This is a genomic window from Serratia sp. 2C06, assembly GCF_050037615.1.
Lineage (GTDB): Bacteria > Pseudomonadota > Gammaproteobacteria > Enterobacterales > Enterobacteriaceae > Serratia > Serratia ureilytica.
On the sequence record NZ_CP188299.1, the window covers coordinates 473,745 to 487,912 of the forward strand.

The 14,168-nt window shown below is 59.5% G+C and carries 17 protein-coding genes; 5 read left to right on the forward strand and 12 right to left on the reverse strand.

Annotated elements, in window-relative coordinates; genetic code table 11:
• Both ACP3TA_RS02620 and ACP3TA_RS02625 read left to right on the forward strand, forming a co-directional pair.
• The gene (locus ACP3TA_RS02620) at positions 1 to 1,419 is read left to right on the forward strand and encodes a glutamate synthase small subunit (protein ID WP_096242621.1); all 1,419 of its coding nucleotides are present in this window, start codon (positions 1 to 3) and stop codon (positions 1,417 to 1,419) included.
• A 164-nt stretch (positions 1,420 to 1,583) separates the two neighbouring features.
• Positions 1,584 to 2,063, forward strand: coding sequence for a hypothetical protein (locus tag ACP3TA_RS02625; protein ID WP_206196078.1), 480 nt, complete (start codon positions 1,584 to 1,586; stop codon positions 2,061 to 2,063).
• A 61-nt stretch (positions 2,064 to 2,124) separates the two neighbouring features.
• Here the strand turns inward: ACP3TA_RS02625 and sspB are convergent, their stop codons facing one another.
• The 5 genes from sspB to zapE form a co-directional block, all read right to left on the reverse strand.
• Positions 2,125 to 2,625: a ClpXP protease specificity-enhancing factor gene (gene sspB, locus ACP3TA_RS02630; protein ID WP_033644502.1), complete on the reverse strand. Its 501-nt coding sequence runs from the start codon at positions 2,623 to 2,625 to the stop codon at positions 2,125 to 2,127.
• 5 nt (positions 2,626 to 2,630) lie between these two features.
• The gene (gene sspA / locus ACP3TA_RS02635; protein ID WP_004937082.1) at positions 2,631 to 3,272 is read right to left on the reverse strand and encodes a stringent starvation protein SspA; all 642 of its coding nucleotides are present in this window, start codon (positions 3,270 to 3,272) and stop codon (positions 2,631 to 2,633) included.
• A 325-nt stretch (positions 3,273 to 3,597) separates the two neighbouring features.
• Entirely contained in the window at positions 3,598 to 3,990 is a 393-nt protein-coding gene (gene rpsI / locus ACP3TA_RS02640) for a 30S ribosomal protein S9 (protein ID WP_004937080.1), read from the reverse strand.
• A 15-nt stretch (positions 3,991 to 4,005) separates the two neighbouring features.
• Complete coding sequence (gene rplM, locus ACP3TA_RS02645; protein WP_004937079.1) at positions 4,006 to 4,434, reverse strand: 50S ribosomal protein L13; 429 nt, start codon at positions 4,432 to 4,434, stop codon at positions 4,006 to 4,008.
• 275 nt (positions 4,435 to 4,709) lie between these two features.
• Positions 4,710 to 5,837 carry a cell division protein ZapE gene (gene zapE / locus ACP3TA_RS02650; protein ID WP_033644501.1) on the reverse strand — a complete coding sequence of 376 codons (1,128 nt, stop codon included), beginning with the start codon at positions 5,835 to 5,837 and terminating at the stop codon, positions 4,710 to 4,712.
• A gap of 231 nt (positions 5,838 to 6,068) precedes the next feature.
• Here zapE and zapG point away from each other — a divergent pair, with 231 nt between their 5' ends.
• The 3 genes from zapG (at position 6,069) to degS (ending at position 9,161) form a co-directional block, all read left to right on the forward strand.
• The gene (gene zapG, locus ACP3TA_RS02655; protein WP_004937074.1) at positions 6,069 to 6,470 is read left to right on the forward strand and encodes a Z-ring associated protein ZapG; all 402 of its coding nucleotides are present in this window, start codon (positions 6,069 to 6,071) and stop codon (positions 6,468 to 6,470) included.
• Between the two features lie 173 nt (positions 6,471 to 6,643).
• Positions 6,644 to 8,014, forward strand: a complete 1,371-nt coding sequence (gene degQ / locus ACP3TA_RS02660) for a serine endoprotease DegQ (RefSeq protein WP_025304368.1) — start codon at positions 6,644 to 6,646, stop codon at positions 8,012 to 8,014.
• An 88-nt stretch (positions 8,015 to 8,102) separates the two neighbouring features.
• Positions 8,103 to 9,161: an outer membrane-stress sensor serine endopeptidase DegS gene (degS, locus tag ACP3TA_RS02665; protein WP_016930201.1), complete on the forward strand. Its 1,059-nt coding sequence runs from the start codon at positions 8,103 to 8,105 to the stop codon at positions 9,159 to 9,161.
• A 71-nt stretch (positions 9,162 to 9,232) separates the two neighbouring features.
• Here the strand turns inward: degS and murA are convergent, their stop codons facing one another.
• From murA to mlaF, 7 genes are all read right to left on the reverse strand, one after another.
• Positions 9,233 to 10,492, reverse strand: coding sequence for a UDP-N-acetylglucosamine 1-carboxyvinyltransferase (murA, locus tag ACP3TA_RS02670; protein ID WP_019453131.1), 1,260 nt, complete (start codon positions 10,490 to 10,492; stop codon positions 9,233 to 9,235).
• 55 nt (positions 10,493 to 10,547) lie between these two features.
• Positions 10,548 to 10,802 (reverse strand): BolA family iron metabolism protein IbaG, encoded by a 255-nt coding sequence (gene ibaG, locus ACP3TA_RS02675; RefSeq protein ID WP_025304370.1) that lies wholly within the window; start codon positions 10,800 to 10,802, stop codon positions 10,548 to 10,550.
• 140 nt (positions 10,803 to 10,942) lie between these two features.
• Entirely contained in the window at positions 10,943 to 11,245 is a 303-nt protein-coding gene (mlaB, locus tag ACP3TA_RS02680) for a lipid asymmetry maintenance protein MlaB (RefSeq protein ID WP_033644499.1), read from the reverse strand.
• Positions 11,245 to 11,874, reverse strand: coding sequence for a phospholipid-binding protein MlaC (mlaC, locus tag ACP3TA_RS02685; protein ID WP_033644498.1), 630 nt, complete (start codon positions 11,872 to 11,874; stop codon positions 11,245 to 11,247). The genes mlaB and mlaC overlap by 1 nt, the downstream gene beginning before the upstream one ends.
• Positions 11,875 to 11,888: 14 nt before the next feature.
• Positions 11,889 to 12,437, reverse strand: a complete 549-nt coding sequence (gene mlaD / locus ACP3TA_RS02690; RefSeq protein ID WP_033644497.1) for an outer membrane lipid asymmetry maintenance protein MlaD — start codon at positions 12,435 to 12,437, stop codon at positions 11,889 to 11,891.
• A gap of 4 nt (positions 12,438 to 12,441) precedes the next feature.
• On the reverse strand, positions 12,442 to 13,224 hold the full coding sequence (mlaE, locus tag ACP3TA_RS02695) for a lipid asymmetry maintenance ABC transporter permease subunit MlaE (RefSeq protein ID WP_033644495.1): 783 nt from the start codon (positions 13,222 to 13,224) through the stop codon (positions 12,442 to 12,444).
• Positions 13,225 to 13,228: 4 nt separating this feature from the next.
• On the reverse strand, positions 13,229 to 14,044 hold the full coding sequence (mlaF, locus tag ACP3TA_RS02700) for a phospholipid ABC transporter ATP-binding protein MlaF (protein WP_206196077.1): 816 nt from the start codon (positions 14,042 to 14,044) through the stop codon (positions 13,229 to 13,231).
• Between the last annotated feature and the right edge of the window lie 124 nt (positions 14,045 to 14,168).

Sequence of the window (14,168 nt, forward strand, 5' to 3'; positions counted from 1 at the left end):
ATGAGCCAGAACGTTTATCAATTTATCGACCTGCAGCGTGTTGATCCGCCTAAGAAACCGCTGAAGATCCGCAAAATCGAGTTCGTCGAGATCTACGAACCGTTTTCGGAAACCCAGGCCAAAGCCCAGGCGGACCGCTGTCTGTCCTGCGGCAACCCGTATTGCGAGTGGAAGTGCCCGGTGCACAACTACATCCCGAACTGGCTGAAGCTGGCCAACGAAGGCCGCATCATGGAAGCGGCGGACCTGGCGCATCAGACCAACAGCCTGCCGGAGGTGTGCGGCCGCGTATGCCCGCAGGATCGCCTGTGCGAAGGGTCTTGCACCCTGAACGACGAGTTCGGCGCGGTCACCATCGGCAATATCGAGCGTTACATCAGCGATAAGGCCATCGAAATGGGCTGGAAGCCGGACATGTCGCACGTGCAGCCGACCGGCAAGCGCGTGGCGATCGTCGGTGCCGGCCCCGCCGGGTTGGCCTGCGCTGACGTGCTGACCCGCAACGGCGTCAAAGCGGTGGTGTATGATCGTCATCCTGAGATCGGCGGTCTGCTGACCTTCGGCATCCCGGCCTTCAAGCTGGAAAAGGAAGTGATGGTCAAACGCCGCGGCATCTTCAGCGAGATGGGCATCGAGTTCCAGCTGAATACCGAAGTGGGCAAAGACGTCAGCATGGAGACTTTGCTGAGCGAGTACGATGCGGTGTTCCTCGGCGTCGGCACCTATCAATCGATGCGTGGCGGGCTGGAGAATGAGGAAGCGCAGGGCGTGTACGACGCGCTGCCGTTCCTGATCGCCAACACCAAGCAGCTGATGGGGTATGAAACCGAGCAGCACGAGCCTTATGTCAGCATGGAAGGCAAACGGGTGGTGGTGCTGGGCGGCGGCGATACCGCCATGGACTGCGTGCGCACCTCGGTGCGTCAGGGCGCGACGCAGGTCACCTGCGCCTACCGCCGCGACGAGGCCAACATGCCGGGCTCCAAGCGCGAAGTGAAGAACGCCCGGGAAGAAGGGGTGGACTTCCAGTTCAACCTGCAGCCGCTGAGCATCGAACTGAACAGCGCCGGCCGCGTGGCCGGGGTGAAAATGGTGCGCACTCAGTTGGGCGCGCCGGATGCCAACGGCCGCCAGGCGGCGGAGCAGGTGCCGGGTTCCGAGCACGTGATCGACGCCGACGCGGTGGTGATGGCGTTCGGCTTCCGCCCACACCGCATGGACTGGCTGGCGGCGCACGACGTGCAGCTCGATAAACAGGGCCGCATCGTGGCGCCGGAAGGCAGCGACAACGCATTCCAGACCAGCAACCCGAAAATCTTTGCCGGTGGCGACGCGGTCCGTGGCTCCGACCTGGTGGTGACGGCGATCGCCGAAGGCCGCAAAGCGGCAGACGGCATCATGAACTACCTGGAAGTGTAAACCTTCCGTACCGCCAAAGGCCCGGCACATTGCCGGGCCTTTGTTTTAACCGGCCACGCTTTGTAACAACCTCCCCCCTACTCACTGCCTCAACGCGCTATAGTATTGAGTTAGCACCATTGCAGGGCGCGGCTGCGCCTGACACCGAGATAAGGATAGCGAACATGAAATGCTCCATTTCCCTGTTGGCCGGCGCACTGCTGGCCGTCAGTTTCAGCGCCTCAGCCCTGGCGCTGGATTCGCAGGAGGTCGGTTACAATATCGAAGCGCGCGGCGCGCGGCCGGTCGTGGCGCAGTTGGGCAAGGCCGGGCAGTTCAGCGCCGTGGAAAACAGTATCCGGTTGGGGGACGACAACTGGATTGCCCTGGCGCCCAAGCTGGCCGGCGGCGGCAATGCCGGATTTACCGCCGGCATTAAATCTGCCCTCTCCGCCGCCCTGATCTACAACCCGGCGGCGGTATTGCAGGCACTCAACAAAGGCAACGATCTGCCGCTCAATGACATCTGCACCGCGCCGCCGGAAGTGCAAGGCGACACCGCCATCACCAGCTTCCGTGAGCGCGCGGCCCGCGCGCTGTCCACCGTGCGCGTAGGCGATCTCAGCACGCCGCGCGATGCCTGCATTGCCGCCTTGAAAGGCTGATCGCTTCGCCCGGGCAAAAAAAAGCACCCGATGGGGTGCTTTTTCGTTTGTTCACGCGGGCTTATTTTACCACGCGCAGCGCCGGGCGGCCACCGCGCGGCGGCTGCGGCGGTTCGTCGTCCGAGCCGTCATCTTCCGCGGTATCCGGGCGATCGCCGTCGATCACCGACATCAACGTTTCCGAAGGGATCGTCTCATTGTCCAAACCTTCGAACACGCCTTCGCTTTCGTCGTAGGCGGCTTCCGGTTCAAACATCGTGCCGGCGCCGTTCTCACGCGCATAAATCGCCAGCACGGCGGCCATCGGCACCGAAACCTGGCGCGGCACGCCGCCGAAGCGCGCGTTGAACTGCACGTCTTCGTTGCCCAACGCCAGGTTGCCTACCGCGCGCGGCGCGATATTCAACACGATCTGGCCATCGCGCGCGAACTCCATCGGCACCTGAACATCAGGGCGAGTCACGTCGACCACCAGGTGCGGCGTCAGCTGGTTATCCAGCAGCCAGTCATAGAACGCCCGCAGCAGATACGGGCGACGCGGCGTCATCTGAGACATGTCCATCGCGCTTAGCCCCGGGTTTGCAGGCGCATTTCACGCTCGGCTTCGGTCAGGGAAGCCAGGAAAGCGTCGCGTTCGAAGACGCGGGTCATGTAGCCTTTCAGCTCTTTGGAGCCGGCGCCGCTCAACTCGATGCCCAGCTGCGGCAGACGCCACAACAGCGGTGCCAGGTAGCAATCCACCAGGCTGAACTCTTCGCTCATGAAATACGGCGCCTGGCCGAAAATAGGCGCGATCGCCAGCAGCTCTTCACGCAGTTGGCGGCGGGCGGATTCTGCTTCCTGACCGCTGCTCTTCTCGATCTTGTCCATCAGCGAGTACCAGTTCTTCTCGATGCGCAGCATCATCAGACGGCTCTCACCACGGGCAACCGGGTAAACCGGCATCAACGGCGGGTGCGGGAAGCGCTCATCCAGGTATTCCATGATGATGCGGGATTCATACAGGGTCAGTTCGCGATCGACCAGCGTAGGCACCGTCTGGTAAGGGTTGAGGTCAATCAGATCTTGCGGCAGGTTATCCATTTCGACCTGCTCGATCTCGACGCTGACACCTTTCTCCGCCAGTACGATGCGTACTTGATGGCTAAAAATGTCGGTCGGGCCAGAGAACAGCGTCATTACCGAACGTTTGTTGGCAGCGACAGCCATGAAAACCTCCAAGTTATCTAGAAAATACTGCGAATAGCCAACTGACAGGCTGCTATCCTGAATAATCTTGCCGCAGGCCGGCAGCACGCAGCGCGACCCGAACCCATAAAAAACCGGCCCAGGAGGTCAACTGCACGGCGAACAGGCGCAAAAGTGGGTGATAGTTTACCAGATTTTGCTTGTTTTGTGGGGGCGCTGCGGCGAATTCATGTTGAATTGTCTGATATACCACAGATTTTAGTCGGGGACGGCGGATTTCAGGCATAAAAAAACCCGGTGAAGCACCGGGTTTTTTGCGTAAATCGCACTGCCGAAGCAGCGGAAATTAACGCTTGGAGAACTGCGGACGACGACGTGCTTTACGCAGACCGACTTTCTTACGTTCAACCTGACGAGCGTCACGGGTGACGAAGCCAGCTTTACGCAGTTCAGAACGCAGAGTCTCATCGTACTCCATCAGTGCACGGGTGATACCGTGACGGATGGCGCCAGCTTGACCGGAGATACCACCACCTTTAACGGTGATGTACAGATCCAGTTTGCCAACCATGTCGACCAGTTCCAGCGGCTGACGAACTACCATGCGGGCAGTTTCGCGACCGAAGTACTGTTCCAGGCTGCGCTGGTTGATAACGATGTTACCGTTGCCCGGCTTGATGAAGACGCGAGCGGCGGAGCTTTTGCGGCGACCAGTGCCGTAGTATTGATTTTCAGCCATTGCCATTAATCCCGATTAAATGTCCAGAACTTGCGGTTGCTGTGCCGCGTGATTGTGCTCGGTGCCCGCGTAAACTTTCAGTTTACGGAACATAGCACGACCCAGCGGGCCCTTTGGCAGCATGCCTTTAACCGCGATTTCAATCACGCGCTCAGGACGGCGGGCAATCATCTCTTCAAAGGTCGCTTGCTTGATACCACCGATGTGGCCGGTGTGGTGGTAGTACACTTTGTCTGTACGCTTGTTGCCGGTTACAGCAACTTTGTCAGCGTTCAGAACGATGATGTAATCACCGGTATCCACGTGCGGGGTGTATTCCGCTTTATGCTTGCCGCGCAGGCGACGAGCCAGTTCAGTAGCGAGACGGCCTAAAGTTTTACCATCTGCATCAACAACGTACCAGTCGCGTTTTACGGTTTCTGGTTTAGCTGTAAAAGTTTTCATTAGAAAGCTTACCCAATAATTAGTTACACGTTGGTGAACACCCAAACGCTCGAAAACAGTTGAGGCTCACACGACCATACAAGTCCAGCAAACCTACCCCTTCGAATAGCCATTGCCGGCACTATAAAGTTTTTGGGAAAAAAAACTTTGTTGTAACGTGGGGTCGCAAGATTATAGAGAAGTCGCTCACAAAGATCGAACGGTTTTTGAATGGAAAATAAATTTATCGCCGGCGGCGGACAACCGGCGATACGGCGGCGGCAAGCCCGGCAGACTCAGGGCAAATGCGGCAGCTTGAGGTACTCTTCGCTCTGCATTTCCTGCAGGCGCGACAGGCAGCGCTGGAATTCAAATTTCAGCTGCACCCCCTGATAGATCTCGAACATCGACGCTTCGGCGCCGATCACCAGCTTGATGTGCCGCTCGTAGAATTCGTCCACCAACGCCAGGAAACGGCGCGCGGTATTCTCTTTCAGCGGCCCCATCACCCGCACATTATACAGGATCACGCTGTGATACAGCCGCGACAGTGCGATGTAGTCCAGTTGGCTGCGCGCCTCTTCGCACAGCGTGTGGAAATCCACCGCCAGCACGCCGTCCACCGAACGGATAGCCTGCAGCGGCCGATGGTTGATCTGCAGCACCGGCGCGTCCTCCCCCGCCTTGCCCGCCAGCTTGACGAACATCCGATCCAGCGTCTCGCGCGTCTGGTCGCTCAGCGGCGTCAGGTAGAGGTGCGCCTGGGTCAGGGTACGCAGACGATAGTCGATGCCGGCGTCGACGTTCATCACGTCGCAGTACTCGTTGATCAGATCGATGGCCGGCAGGAAACGCGCCCGCTGCAGACCGTTGCGGTACAGATCGTCCGGCGGGATGTTCGACGTGGCCACCAGCGTAATGCCGCGCGCGAACAGCGCCTGCAGCAGCGTGGCCAGCAGCATGGCGTCGGTGATGTCGGACACGAAGAATTCGTCGAAACACAGCACGTCGGTCTCGGCCTTAAAGCCGTCGGCGACGATTTCCAGCGGGTTTTCCCGCCCCTGCAGCTCGGTCAGTTCTTCATGCACCCGCAGCATGAAGCGGTGAAAGTGCAGACGCATTTTGCGATCGCCCGGCAAACTGTGGAAGAACATATCCATCAACCAGGTTTTGCCGCGCCCGACGCCGCCCCACATATACAGCCCCTGCACCGGGCGCTGCGGCGCCGTGTCGCCGCCCTTGCCCAGCAAGCGGCTGAGCTTACCGCGCAGCCCGCCGGCAGGCGCGCTCGCCGCCGGCTTTTGCAACAGAGCCTGATAAATGCGATCCAGTTGAGTGACGGCCCGGCGTTGAACCTCATCGGCCTGATATTCCCCCGCATCCAGCGCCTGCTGGTAGCGAGATAACGGTGATAGTGCCTGCATCTGTTCGATGTTCCCTAAGAACGCTTAGAAATTATTTAGCCAACGTTGGCGGCAAGTTGATGCCGATTCGCACCGTTATCGCCACAAATGCCCGCTGCGGGCGCCGCTGAAAACCCTGTAAAAATTAGGTGGAAGCGCATCAGGATTCCACTCGGACAAGGTTAACGGTTATAGTGGATATTATTAAGTGAAAAATCCCTGCGGAACAACGAAGTCAAAATAGGAGTCATCATGACCTGGGAGTATGCGCTGATTGGTTTGGTCGTCGGTATCGTGATTGGTGCGGTGGCGATGCGTTTTGGCAACCGTAAATTACGTCAACAACAAGTCCTGCAGAACGAGCTGGACAAGAGCAAAACCGAGCTGGAAGAGTACCGTCAGGAGCTGGTCGGCCACTTTGCCCGCAGCGCCGAGCTGCTGGACAACATGGCGCGCGATTATCGTCAGCTGTATCAGCACATGGCGAAAAGCTCGAACAACCTGCTGCCGGATCTGCCGATGCAGGAAAATCCGTTCCGCTATCGCCTGACCGAAGCGGAAGCAGACAACGATCAAGCGCCGGTGGAAATGCCGCGCGACTATTCGGAAGGCGCCTCCGGCCTGCTGCGCGGGCAAAGCGCGCGCCGCGACTGACCCCCTTCGCCCGCGGGGCCACCCGCGGGCTTCCTCCGTTTACCGTCTTGACCTTCCCTCGCATTACCTTTACTGAACTTTGCACGCAAATTCACGGTCTTACCCTTCACTATGACAAGGTGATTGCCTTATCATCAAATTTTCATCGGCAGGTATTGAGAGAGTTATCATCAATGAAGAAAAAGTCGTTAATTCTTAGTGCATTGGCAATGAGCCTCGGCCTGACGCTCAGCTCCGTACCGGTGGCCAACGCGGCCCTGCCCGTCGCCGTTCAGGGGCAGCCGCTGCCGAGCCTGGCGCCGATGCTGGAAAAAGTCTTGCCCGCCGTAGTGAGCGTGCATGTCGCCGGCACTCAGGTGCAGCGTCAACAACTGCCGGAAGAGTTCAGGCGCTTCTTCGGCCCTAACTTCCCCGGCCAGCAGCAAAGCTCCCGTCCGTTTGAAGGGCTGGGTTCCGGCGTTATCATCGACGCCGCCAAAGGCTATGTGCTGACCAACAACCACGTCATCAACAACGCCGATAAAATCCGCGTGCAGTTGAACGACGGTCGCGAGCTGGACGCCAAGCTGGTCGGCCGCGATGAGCAATCCGACATCGCCCTGCTGCAGCTCAGCGACACCAAAAACCTGACCGCCATCAAGATGGCCGACTCCGATCAGCTGCGCGTCGGCGACTTTGCCGTCGCCGTCGGCAACCCGTTTGGCCTGGGCCAAACCGCCACTTCCGGCATTATCTCGGCGCTGGGCCGCTCCGGCCTGAATCTGGAAGGGCTGGAAAACTTCATTCAGACCGACGCCTCCATCAACCGCGGCAACTCCGGCGGCGCGCTGGTTAACCTGAACGGCGAGCTGATCGGCATCAATACCGCCATTTTGGCGCCGAGCGGCGGCAACGTCGGCATCGGCTTCGCCATTCCGAGCAATATGGCGCAGAACCTGAGCCAACAGCTGATTGAATTCGGCGAAGTGAAACGCGGCCTGCTGGGCATCAAGGGCAGCGAAATGACCCCGGATATGGCCAAAGCCTTCAACACCGACGCGCAGCGCGGCGCCTTCGTCAGCGAAGTGTTGCCGAAATCCGCCGCCGCCAAGGCCGGCATCAAGGCCGGGGACATTCTGGTTTCCGTCGACGGTAAACCGGTAAGCAGCTTCGCCGAGCTACGCGCCAAGGTGGGCACCACCGCGCCGGGCAAAACCCTCAAAGTGGGCCTGCTGCGCGACGGCAAACCGCAGGAAGTCTCGGTCACGCTGGACAATAGCGAGAGCGCCTCGACCAATGCCGAAACGCTGTCGCCGGCGCTGCAGGGTGTTTCCCTCAGCAACGGCGCGCTGCCGAGCGGCGACAAGGGCGTGAAGGTGGAGAACGTGGATAAAGGCTCGACGGCGGCGCAGATCGGCCTGCAGAAAGGCGACGTGATCATCGGCGTCAACCGTCAGCGCGTGGACAACATCACTACGCTGCGCAAAGTGCTGGAGGCCAAGCCACCGGTGATGGCGCTCAATATCGTACGCGGCAACGAAACCATTTATCTGCTGCTGCGTTAATTTGTGCAAAAACCGGGCTCGGTGACATACTGCGCCCGGTTAACTCATGCTATCCTCCGAACATCGTTCACCACACCACGAAAACTCCATGTTTGCTAAGCTCTTGCGTTCTGTCGTTATCGGTCTCATCGTTGCCGGCCTGCTGTTGGCCGCCCTGCCCATGCTGCGCTCTTCCAACGGCCTGTTTGCAGAGAAAACCGAGAATACCAGCGACGAAACGCCAGTGAGCTACAACAAAGCGGTGCGCCGCGCCGCGCCCGCCGTGGTGAACATTTACAACCGCAACCTGAACGGCGCCGCCAACGTGCTGTCGCTCGGTTCCGGCGTGATCATGAATGAACGCGGCTATATCATCACCAACCGCCACGTGATCAAAGACGCTCAGCAGATCACCGTGGTGTTGCAGGATGGCCGCCGCTACGAAGCGCTGTTGGTCGGCTCGGACGGCCTGACCGATTTGGCGGTGCTGAAGATCGATCCCGGCAATTTGCCGGTGATCCCGACCAATAAAAATCGCGTTGCCCACGTCGGCGACGTGGTGCTGGCGATCGGCAACCCCTATAACCTGGGGCAGACCGTCACACAGGGCATCCTCAGCGCCACCGGCCGCATCAGTATGAGCACCACCGGCCGACAGACGTTCCTGCAGACCGACGCCTCCATCAACCGCGGCAACTCCGGCGGCGCGCTGGTCAACTCGCTGGGCGAGCTGATCGGCATCAACACCCTGACCTATGACAAAATTACCGACGGCGAAACGCCGGAGGGCCTCGGCTTCGCCATTCCGATCGAACTGGCCACCAAAATCATGGACAAGCTGATCCGCGACGGCCGCGTCATCCGCGGCTATTTCGGCATTCAGGGCAAAGAGATCATTCCGCTGCGCTCGTCCAATTCCGGCATCGATCGCCTTCAAGGCATCATCGTGACCGAGATTACGCCAAACGGCCCGGCGAGCAACGCCGGCTTCCAGATCAACGACATCATCATCAACGTGGATAACAAACCGGCGGTATCCGTGCTGGAAACCATGGACCAGGTAGCGGAGATCAGGCCGGGCACCGAGATACCGGTTATCGTGTTGCGCGACGGCAAACGCATTACGTTGAAAATGACGGTGGGTGAATTCCCGGAAGACAGCAATTAAAAAAGGGCCGGCATTGATAGCCGGCCCTTTGATTTTCATCCTGCCGACGCAGCCGCGCCGGCGCTAATGCCTTACTCGCCTTTCACACGCTCGATGTTCGCACCCAGCGCGCGCAGCTTGTCTTCAATACGCTCATAGCCGCGATCAATATGGTAGATGCGATCGACGACGGTCACGCCGTCGGCGATGCAGCCGGCGATCACCAGGCTGGCGGAAGCGCGCAGATCGGTCGCCATCACCTGAGCGCCGGACAGCTGTTCAACGCCATGGCAGATCACGGTGTTGCTCTCGATTTCCGCGTGCGCCCCCATGCGGATCAATTCCGGCACGTGCATGAAGCGGTTTTCGAAGATGGTCTCGGTGATAACGCCGGTGCCTTCCGCCACCAGGTTCAACAGGCTGAACTGGGCCTGCATGTCGGTCGGGAAGCCCGGGTGCGGCGCGGTGCGCACGGTGACCGCTTTCGGGCGCTTGCCGTGCATGTCCAGGCTGATCCAGTCTTCGCCCACTTCGATATCGGCACCGGCTTCACGCAGTTTGGCCAGCACCGCATCCAGCGTATCCGGACGGGTGTTGCGGCACATCACTTTGCCGCCGGAAACCGCGGCGGCGATCAGGAAGGTACCGGTCTCGATACGGTCAGGCAGCACGCGATACACGCCGCCGCCCAGACGCTCGACGCCCTCGATGGTGATCTTGTCGCTGCCTGCGCCGCTGATCTTCGCGCCCAGCGTATTGAGGAAGTTGGCGGTATCGACAATTTCCGGCTCACGCGCGGCGTTCTCGATAACGGTCGTGCCGGTCGCCAGGGTCGCGGCGCTCATGATGGTCACGGTCGCGCCCACGCTCACCTTGTCCATCACGATGTGCGCGCCTTTCAGACGGCCATCGACGGACGCCTTGACGTAACCTTCTTCCAGCTTGATCTCGGCCCCCAACTGCTCCAGGCCGGTGATGTGCAGATCGACCGGACGCGCGCCGATCGCGCAGCCGCCCGGCAGGGAAACCTGGCCGCGGCCGAAACGTGCCACCAGCGGCCCCAGCGCCCAGATGGAAGCGCGCATGGTTTTCACCAGATCGTAAGGCGCGCAAAACTCGTTCACGCCGCTGGCGTCCACGAAGACCGAACCGTTGCGCTCAATCTTGGTGCCCAACTGGCTGAGCAGTTTAATGGTGGTGTCGATGTCCTTCAGCTTGGGGACATTCTGCAGCTCGACCGGCTCTTCCGCCAACAGGGCGGCGAACAGGATCGGCAGGGCGGCGTTTTTGGCCCCGGAAATAGACACTTCACCGCTCAGGCGGGTCCGACCCTGCACACGAAATTTATCCATCTGACTACTCTCTGTTATCTAATCTGAAGCTGCCCGCCCGGCAGGGCAAACAGCCTTAAAATCCGTTGAGTTTGCGGTCTCGCTGCCACTCTTCAGGGGTGTACGCCTTGATAGACAAGGCATGAATGCGGTTGTCCGCAATGTATTCCATCAGCGGTGCGTAAACCGTCTGCTGTTTTTTGACGCGGCTCATGCCGGCGAACAGTTCGCCGACCACGATCGCTTGAAAATGGCTGCCGTCGCCCGTCACGTGCGCTTCATCCAGTGCCAATGCCTGCATCAGCACGTCTTTAATCTCGTTGGTTTCCATAGTATCCAGTTCTGCCGCTAAAGGATCATAAACAGCCTAGTATCTTAGTGGAATACGATGTTTTCTTAAACTAAAGAAAAAGCCCCTGCATAACAGGGGCTTTGTATCGTTTAACCACGCAAAGGCGGTGTAAAACGCCGCTAACCGGCGGTATCGACAGGCATTATCGCCTGCAGGTTGTAGAGCGCGATCAGCGTTTTCAGACGCTCGGTGACGCCGAAAATTTTTAGCGCGACGCCACGTTGGCGCTGCTCTTCCTGCAGATGCAGCAACAGCGCCAGCCCGGAGGAGTCCACGCGCTGCAGTTGCGCCACGTCGATCGCGGTTTTATCCGCCATCAGCGCGTCGCGCTGCCGCCACAACGGCAGCAGCGTTTCACGGTCCAGTTCACCGCGCAGGATCAGCGTCTGCTGCTCTGATTCGAAGCTGAGCGCTGCCGACATCAGTTTTTCTTGTCCAGCGAGATGGGCTGCGCGGCAGCGGCCTGCAGCTGTTTGGTCAGGCCGTCGATGCCCTGAGTACGCAGCGTAGACGCCCACTCGTTTTGCTTGGTGGTGATCATGCTGACGCCTTCGGCGATCATGTCATACGCCTGCCAGTAGCCGGTTTTGCTGTTCTTGCGCCATTGGAAATCCAGACGCACCGGCGGGCGGCCGCCGTTGTCGATGATGGTGACGCGAATGGCCACGATGTCGGCGTTGCCCAGCGGCTGTTCAGGCGCGATCTGGTAAGTCTGGCCGTGGTACATCGCCAGCGCCTGGCCGTAAGCCTGCTCCAGGTAAGCCTGGAAAGCGGTGAAGTAAGCTTCGCGCTGCGCAGGCGTCGCATCTTTGTAGTAACGGCCCAGCACCAGCGCGCCGGCGTATTTCACCTGCACGAACGGCATCAGTTCCTGATGCACGATGGAGCGCAGGTAGTTCGGGTCCTGCTTGATCTTCGGCTGTTCGTTCTTCAAACGGCTGAAGGTCTTCTGCGCCGCGTCTTGCATCATGCTGTAAGGATTGGTTTGGTCGGCTGCGCTCGCCAGCGGCGCAACCACCAGCAGAGCCACCATCAGTAAACGTTTAAACATGCAGGTATCCTCTCTTAATGATTTGGAACAGCGGGTTGCGGTGCAGCGCCGGCAGCCGGCTCAGCGGCCGCGTCTCCCGGTTTGGCGCTGTCCTGACCGCCGCTTTTATACAGGAACTGGCCGATCAGATCTTCCAGAACCATGGCTGATTTAGTGTCCTGGATGGTGCCGCCGTCTTTCAGAATGGTGGTGCCCATATCAGGATCTTCGAAGCCCACGTTAAGCGCCAGATATTGCTCGCCCAGCAGGCCGGAGGTGCGGATCGCCAGCGAGCTGGTATCCGGGATTTCGTCGTACTTTTTCTGGATATCGAGCGCCACGCGCGGCGTGTAGGTTTTCGGATCGAGTTCGATGTCCGCCACGCGGCCGATCACCACGCCGCCGATCTTCACCGGCGAACGCGGTTTCAGGCCGCCGATATTGTCGAACGTCGCGTAAACGCGGTAGGTCGGCTCGCTGCCGATCGATTTAAGGTTCGCCACCTGCAGGCAGATAAACACGATGGCGCACAGCGCGATCAGCATGAATGCCCCAACCCAGATTTCACTCTTCTTCGTTTGCATCGAATCAATTCCCAAACATCAGTGCGGTCAGCACGAAATCCAATCCCAACACCGCCAGTGACGAATGCACCACGGTACGCGTCGTCGCCCGGCTAATCCCTTCAGAGGTAGGCACGGCGTCATACCCGTTGAAAATGGCAATCCAGGTTACGGTAATGGCGAACACCACGCTCTTGATCAGGCAGTTGAGCAGATCTTTTTTCCACTCTACGGCGCCTTGCATCGCCGACCAGAAGAAGCCGCTGTCGATGCCTTTCCAATCCACGCCGACCACCGAGCCGCCCCAAATGCCGATCGCCACGAAGATGATGGTCAGCAGCGGCATGCTGATCATCCCCGCCCAGAAACGCGGCGCCACGATGCGCCGCAGCGGATCGACCGCCATCATTTCCAGGCTGGAGATCTGTTCCGTCGCCTTCATCAGGCCGATTTCCGCCGTGAGCGCGGAACCGGCGCGGCCGGCGAACAGCAGCGCCGTCACCACCGGCCCCAGCTCGCGCAGCAGCGACAGCGCCACCATCATGCCGAGGCTGGCTTCAGCGCTGTAGGTGGTAAGCACGATATACCCCTGCAGGCCCAGCACCATGCCGATAAACAGCCCGGAAACCATGATGATCAGCAGCGACTGCACGCCGACGCTGTAAAGCTGTTTCAACAACAGCGGCCACTGCTTGCCGGGTTCCGGCCGGCCAATCAATGCGTTGAACAGCATCAACCCGGCGCGGCCGAAGCTGGCGCTGGTGTTGATGCCACTGCGCCCCAGAGACGCTAACGCTCTTAATAACATGAGCTTATTTACTCCCTAAGCCTAGCAGTTCAGTCTGATAATCCCCGGCCGGATAGCGGAACGGCACCGGTCCATCCGCTATACCATCCAGGAACTGACGCACGCGCGCATCAGGATTGTTCTGCAATTGCTGCGTGGTGCCTTCGGCAATCACCCGGTGATCGGCCACGATATAGGCGTAGTCGGCGATGCTCAGCACCTCCGGCACGTCGTGCGACACCACGATGCAGGTAATGCCCAGCGCATGGTTCAACTCGTCGATCAGCTTGACCAGCACCCCCATGGTGATCGGATCCTGGCCGACGAAAGGTTCGTCGAACATGATCATCTCCGGGTCCAGCGCGATCGCGCGTGCCAACGCCGCCCGGCGCGCCATGCCGCCGGAGAGTTCATTGGGCATCAGCTGCGCCGCACCGCGCAGCCCGACCGCTTCCAGCTTCATCAGCACCGTGCTGCACAGCAGGGGCTCAGGCAGGTTGCTGTGCTCACGCAACGGGTAGGCCACGTTTTCGAATACGGTCAAATCGGTGAACAGCGCGCCCGACTGGAACAGCATGCTCATCTTTTTGCGCGCGTCGTACAACTGACGGCGGGACAATGCGGGAATGTTGTCGCCGTCAAACCAAATCTCCCCGCGGTCCGGCGTCAGCTGACCGCCGATCAGACGCAGCAGCGTGGTTTTGCCGATGCCCGACGGCCCCATGATCGCCGTGATCTTACCGCGCGGCACCGTCAGGTTGATGTCTTCAAATATCCGCCGGTCGCCGCGCGAGAAGCTCATGTCGCGCACTTCGACCAAATTATCTGCCTTTTGGAGCATGTTAATGGACCCTTTACGACTCATCTTTTGCAGAATCTACCCGTGATGTTAAAGCAATGGGCGCAATCCGTCTCATCTTTACAAAAACTTACTGCCATTTCGCAACCAATGATGCCATTGGTTT

What these genes read in the sequence shown, in the direction of transcription:
- mlaE (WP_033644495.1), bottom strand. Translation starts at nt 13,224, where the DNA reads ATGTTATTAAGAGCGTTAGCGTCTCTGGGGCGCAGTGGCATCAACACC.
- sspB (WP_033644502.1), bottom strand. Translation starts at nt 2,625, where the DNA reads ATGGACATGTCTCAGATGACGCCGCGTCGCCCGTATCTGCTGCGGGCG.
- mlaC (WP_033644498.1), bottom strand. Translation starts at nt 11,874, where the DNA reads ATGTTTAAACGTTTACTGATGGTGGCTCTGCTGGTGGTTGCGCCGCTG.
- degQ (WP_025304368.1), top strand. Translation starts at nt 6,644, where the DNA reads ATGAAGAAAAAGTCGTTAATTCTTAGTGCATTGGCAATGAGCCTCGGC.
- sspA (WP_004937082.1), bottom strand. Translation starts at nt 3,272, where the DNA reads ATGGCTGTCGCTGCCAACAAACGTTCGGTAATGACGCTGTTCTCTGGC.
- ibaG (WP_025304370.1), bottom strand. Translation starts at nt 10,802, where the DNA reads ATGGAAACCAACGAGATTAAAGACGTGCTGATGCAGGCATTGGCACTG.
- zapE (WP_033644501.1), bottom strand. Translation starts at nt 5,837, where the DNA reads ATGCAGGCACTATCACCGTTATCTCGCTACCAGCAGGCGCTGGATGCG.
- mlaD (WP_033644497.1), bottom strand. Translation starts at nt 12,437, where the DNA reads ATGCAAACGAAGAAGAGTGAAATCTGGGTTGGGGCATTCATGCTGATC.
- mlaF (WP_206196077.1), bottom strand. Translation starts at nt 14,044, where the DNA reads ATGCTCCAAAAGGCAGATAATTTGGTCGAAGTGCGCGACATGAGCTTC.
- mlaB (WP_033644499.1), bottom strand. Translation starts at nt 11,245, where the DNA reads ATGTCGGCAGCGCTCAGCTTCGAATCAGAGCAGCAGACGCTGATCCTG.
- degS (WP_016930201.1), top strand. Translation starts at nt 8,103, where the DNA reads ATGTTTGCTAAGCTCTTGCGTTCTGTCGTTATCGGTCTCATCGTTGCC.
- ACP3TA_RS02620 (WP_096242621.1), top strand. Translation starts at nt 1, where the DNA reads ATGAGCCAGAACGTTTATCAATTTATCGACCTGCAGCGTGTTGATCCG.
- rpsI (WP_004937080.1), bottom strand. Translation starts at nt 3,990, where the DNA reads ATGGCTGAAAATCAATACTACGGCACTGGTCGCCGCAAAAGCTCCGCC.
- zapG (WP_004937074.1), top strand. Translation starts at nt 6,069, where the DNA reads ATGACCTGGGAGTATGCGCTGATTGGTTTGGTCGTCGGTATCGTGATT.
- murA (WP_019453131.1), bottom strand. Translation starts at nt 10,492, where the DNA reads ATGGATAAATTTCGTGTGCAGGGTCGGACCCGCCTGAGCGGTGAAGTG.
- rplM (WP_004937079.1), bottom strand. Translation starts at nt 4,434, where the DNA reads ATGAAAACTTTTACAGCTAAACCAGAAACCGTAAAACGCGACTGGTAC.
- ACP3TA_RS02625 (WP_206196078.1), top strand. Translation starts at nt 1,584, where the DNA reads ATGAAATGCTCCATTTCCCTGTTGGCCGGCGCACTGCTGGCCGTCAGT.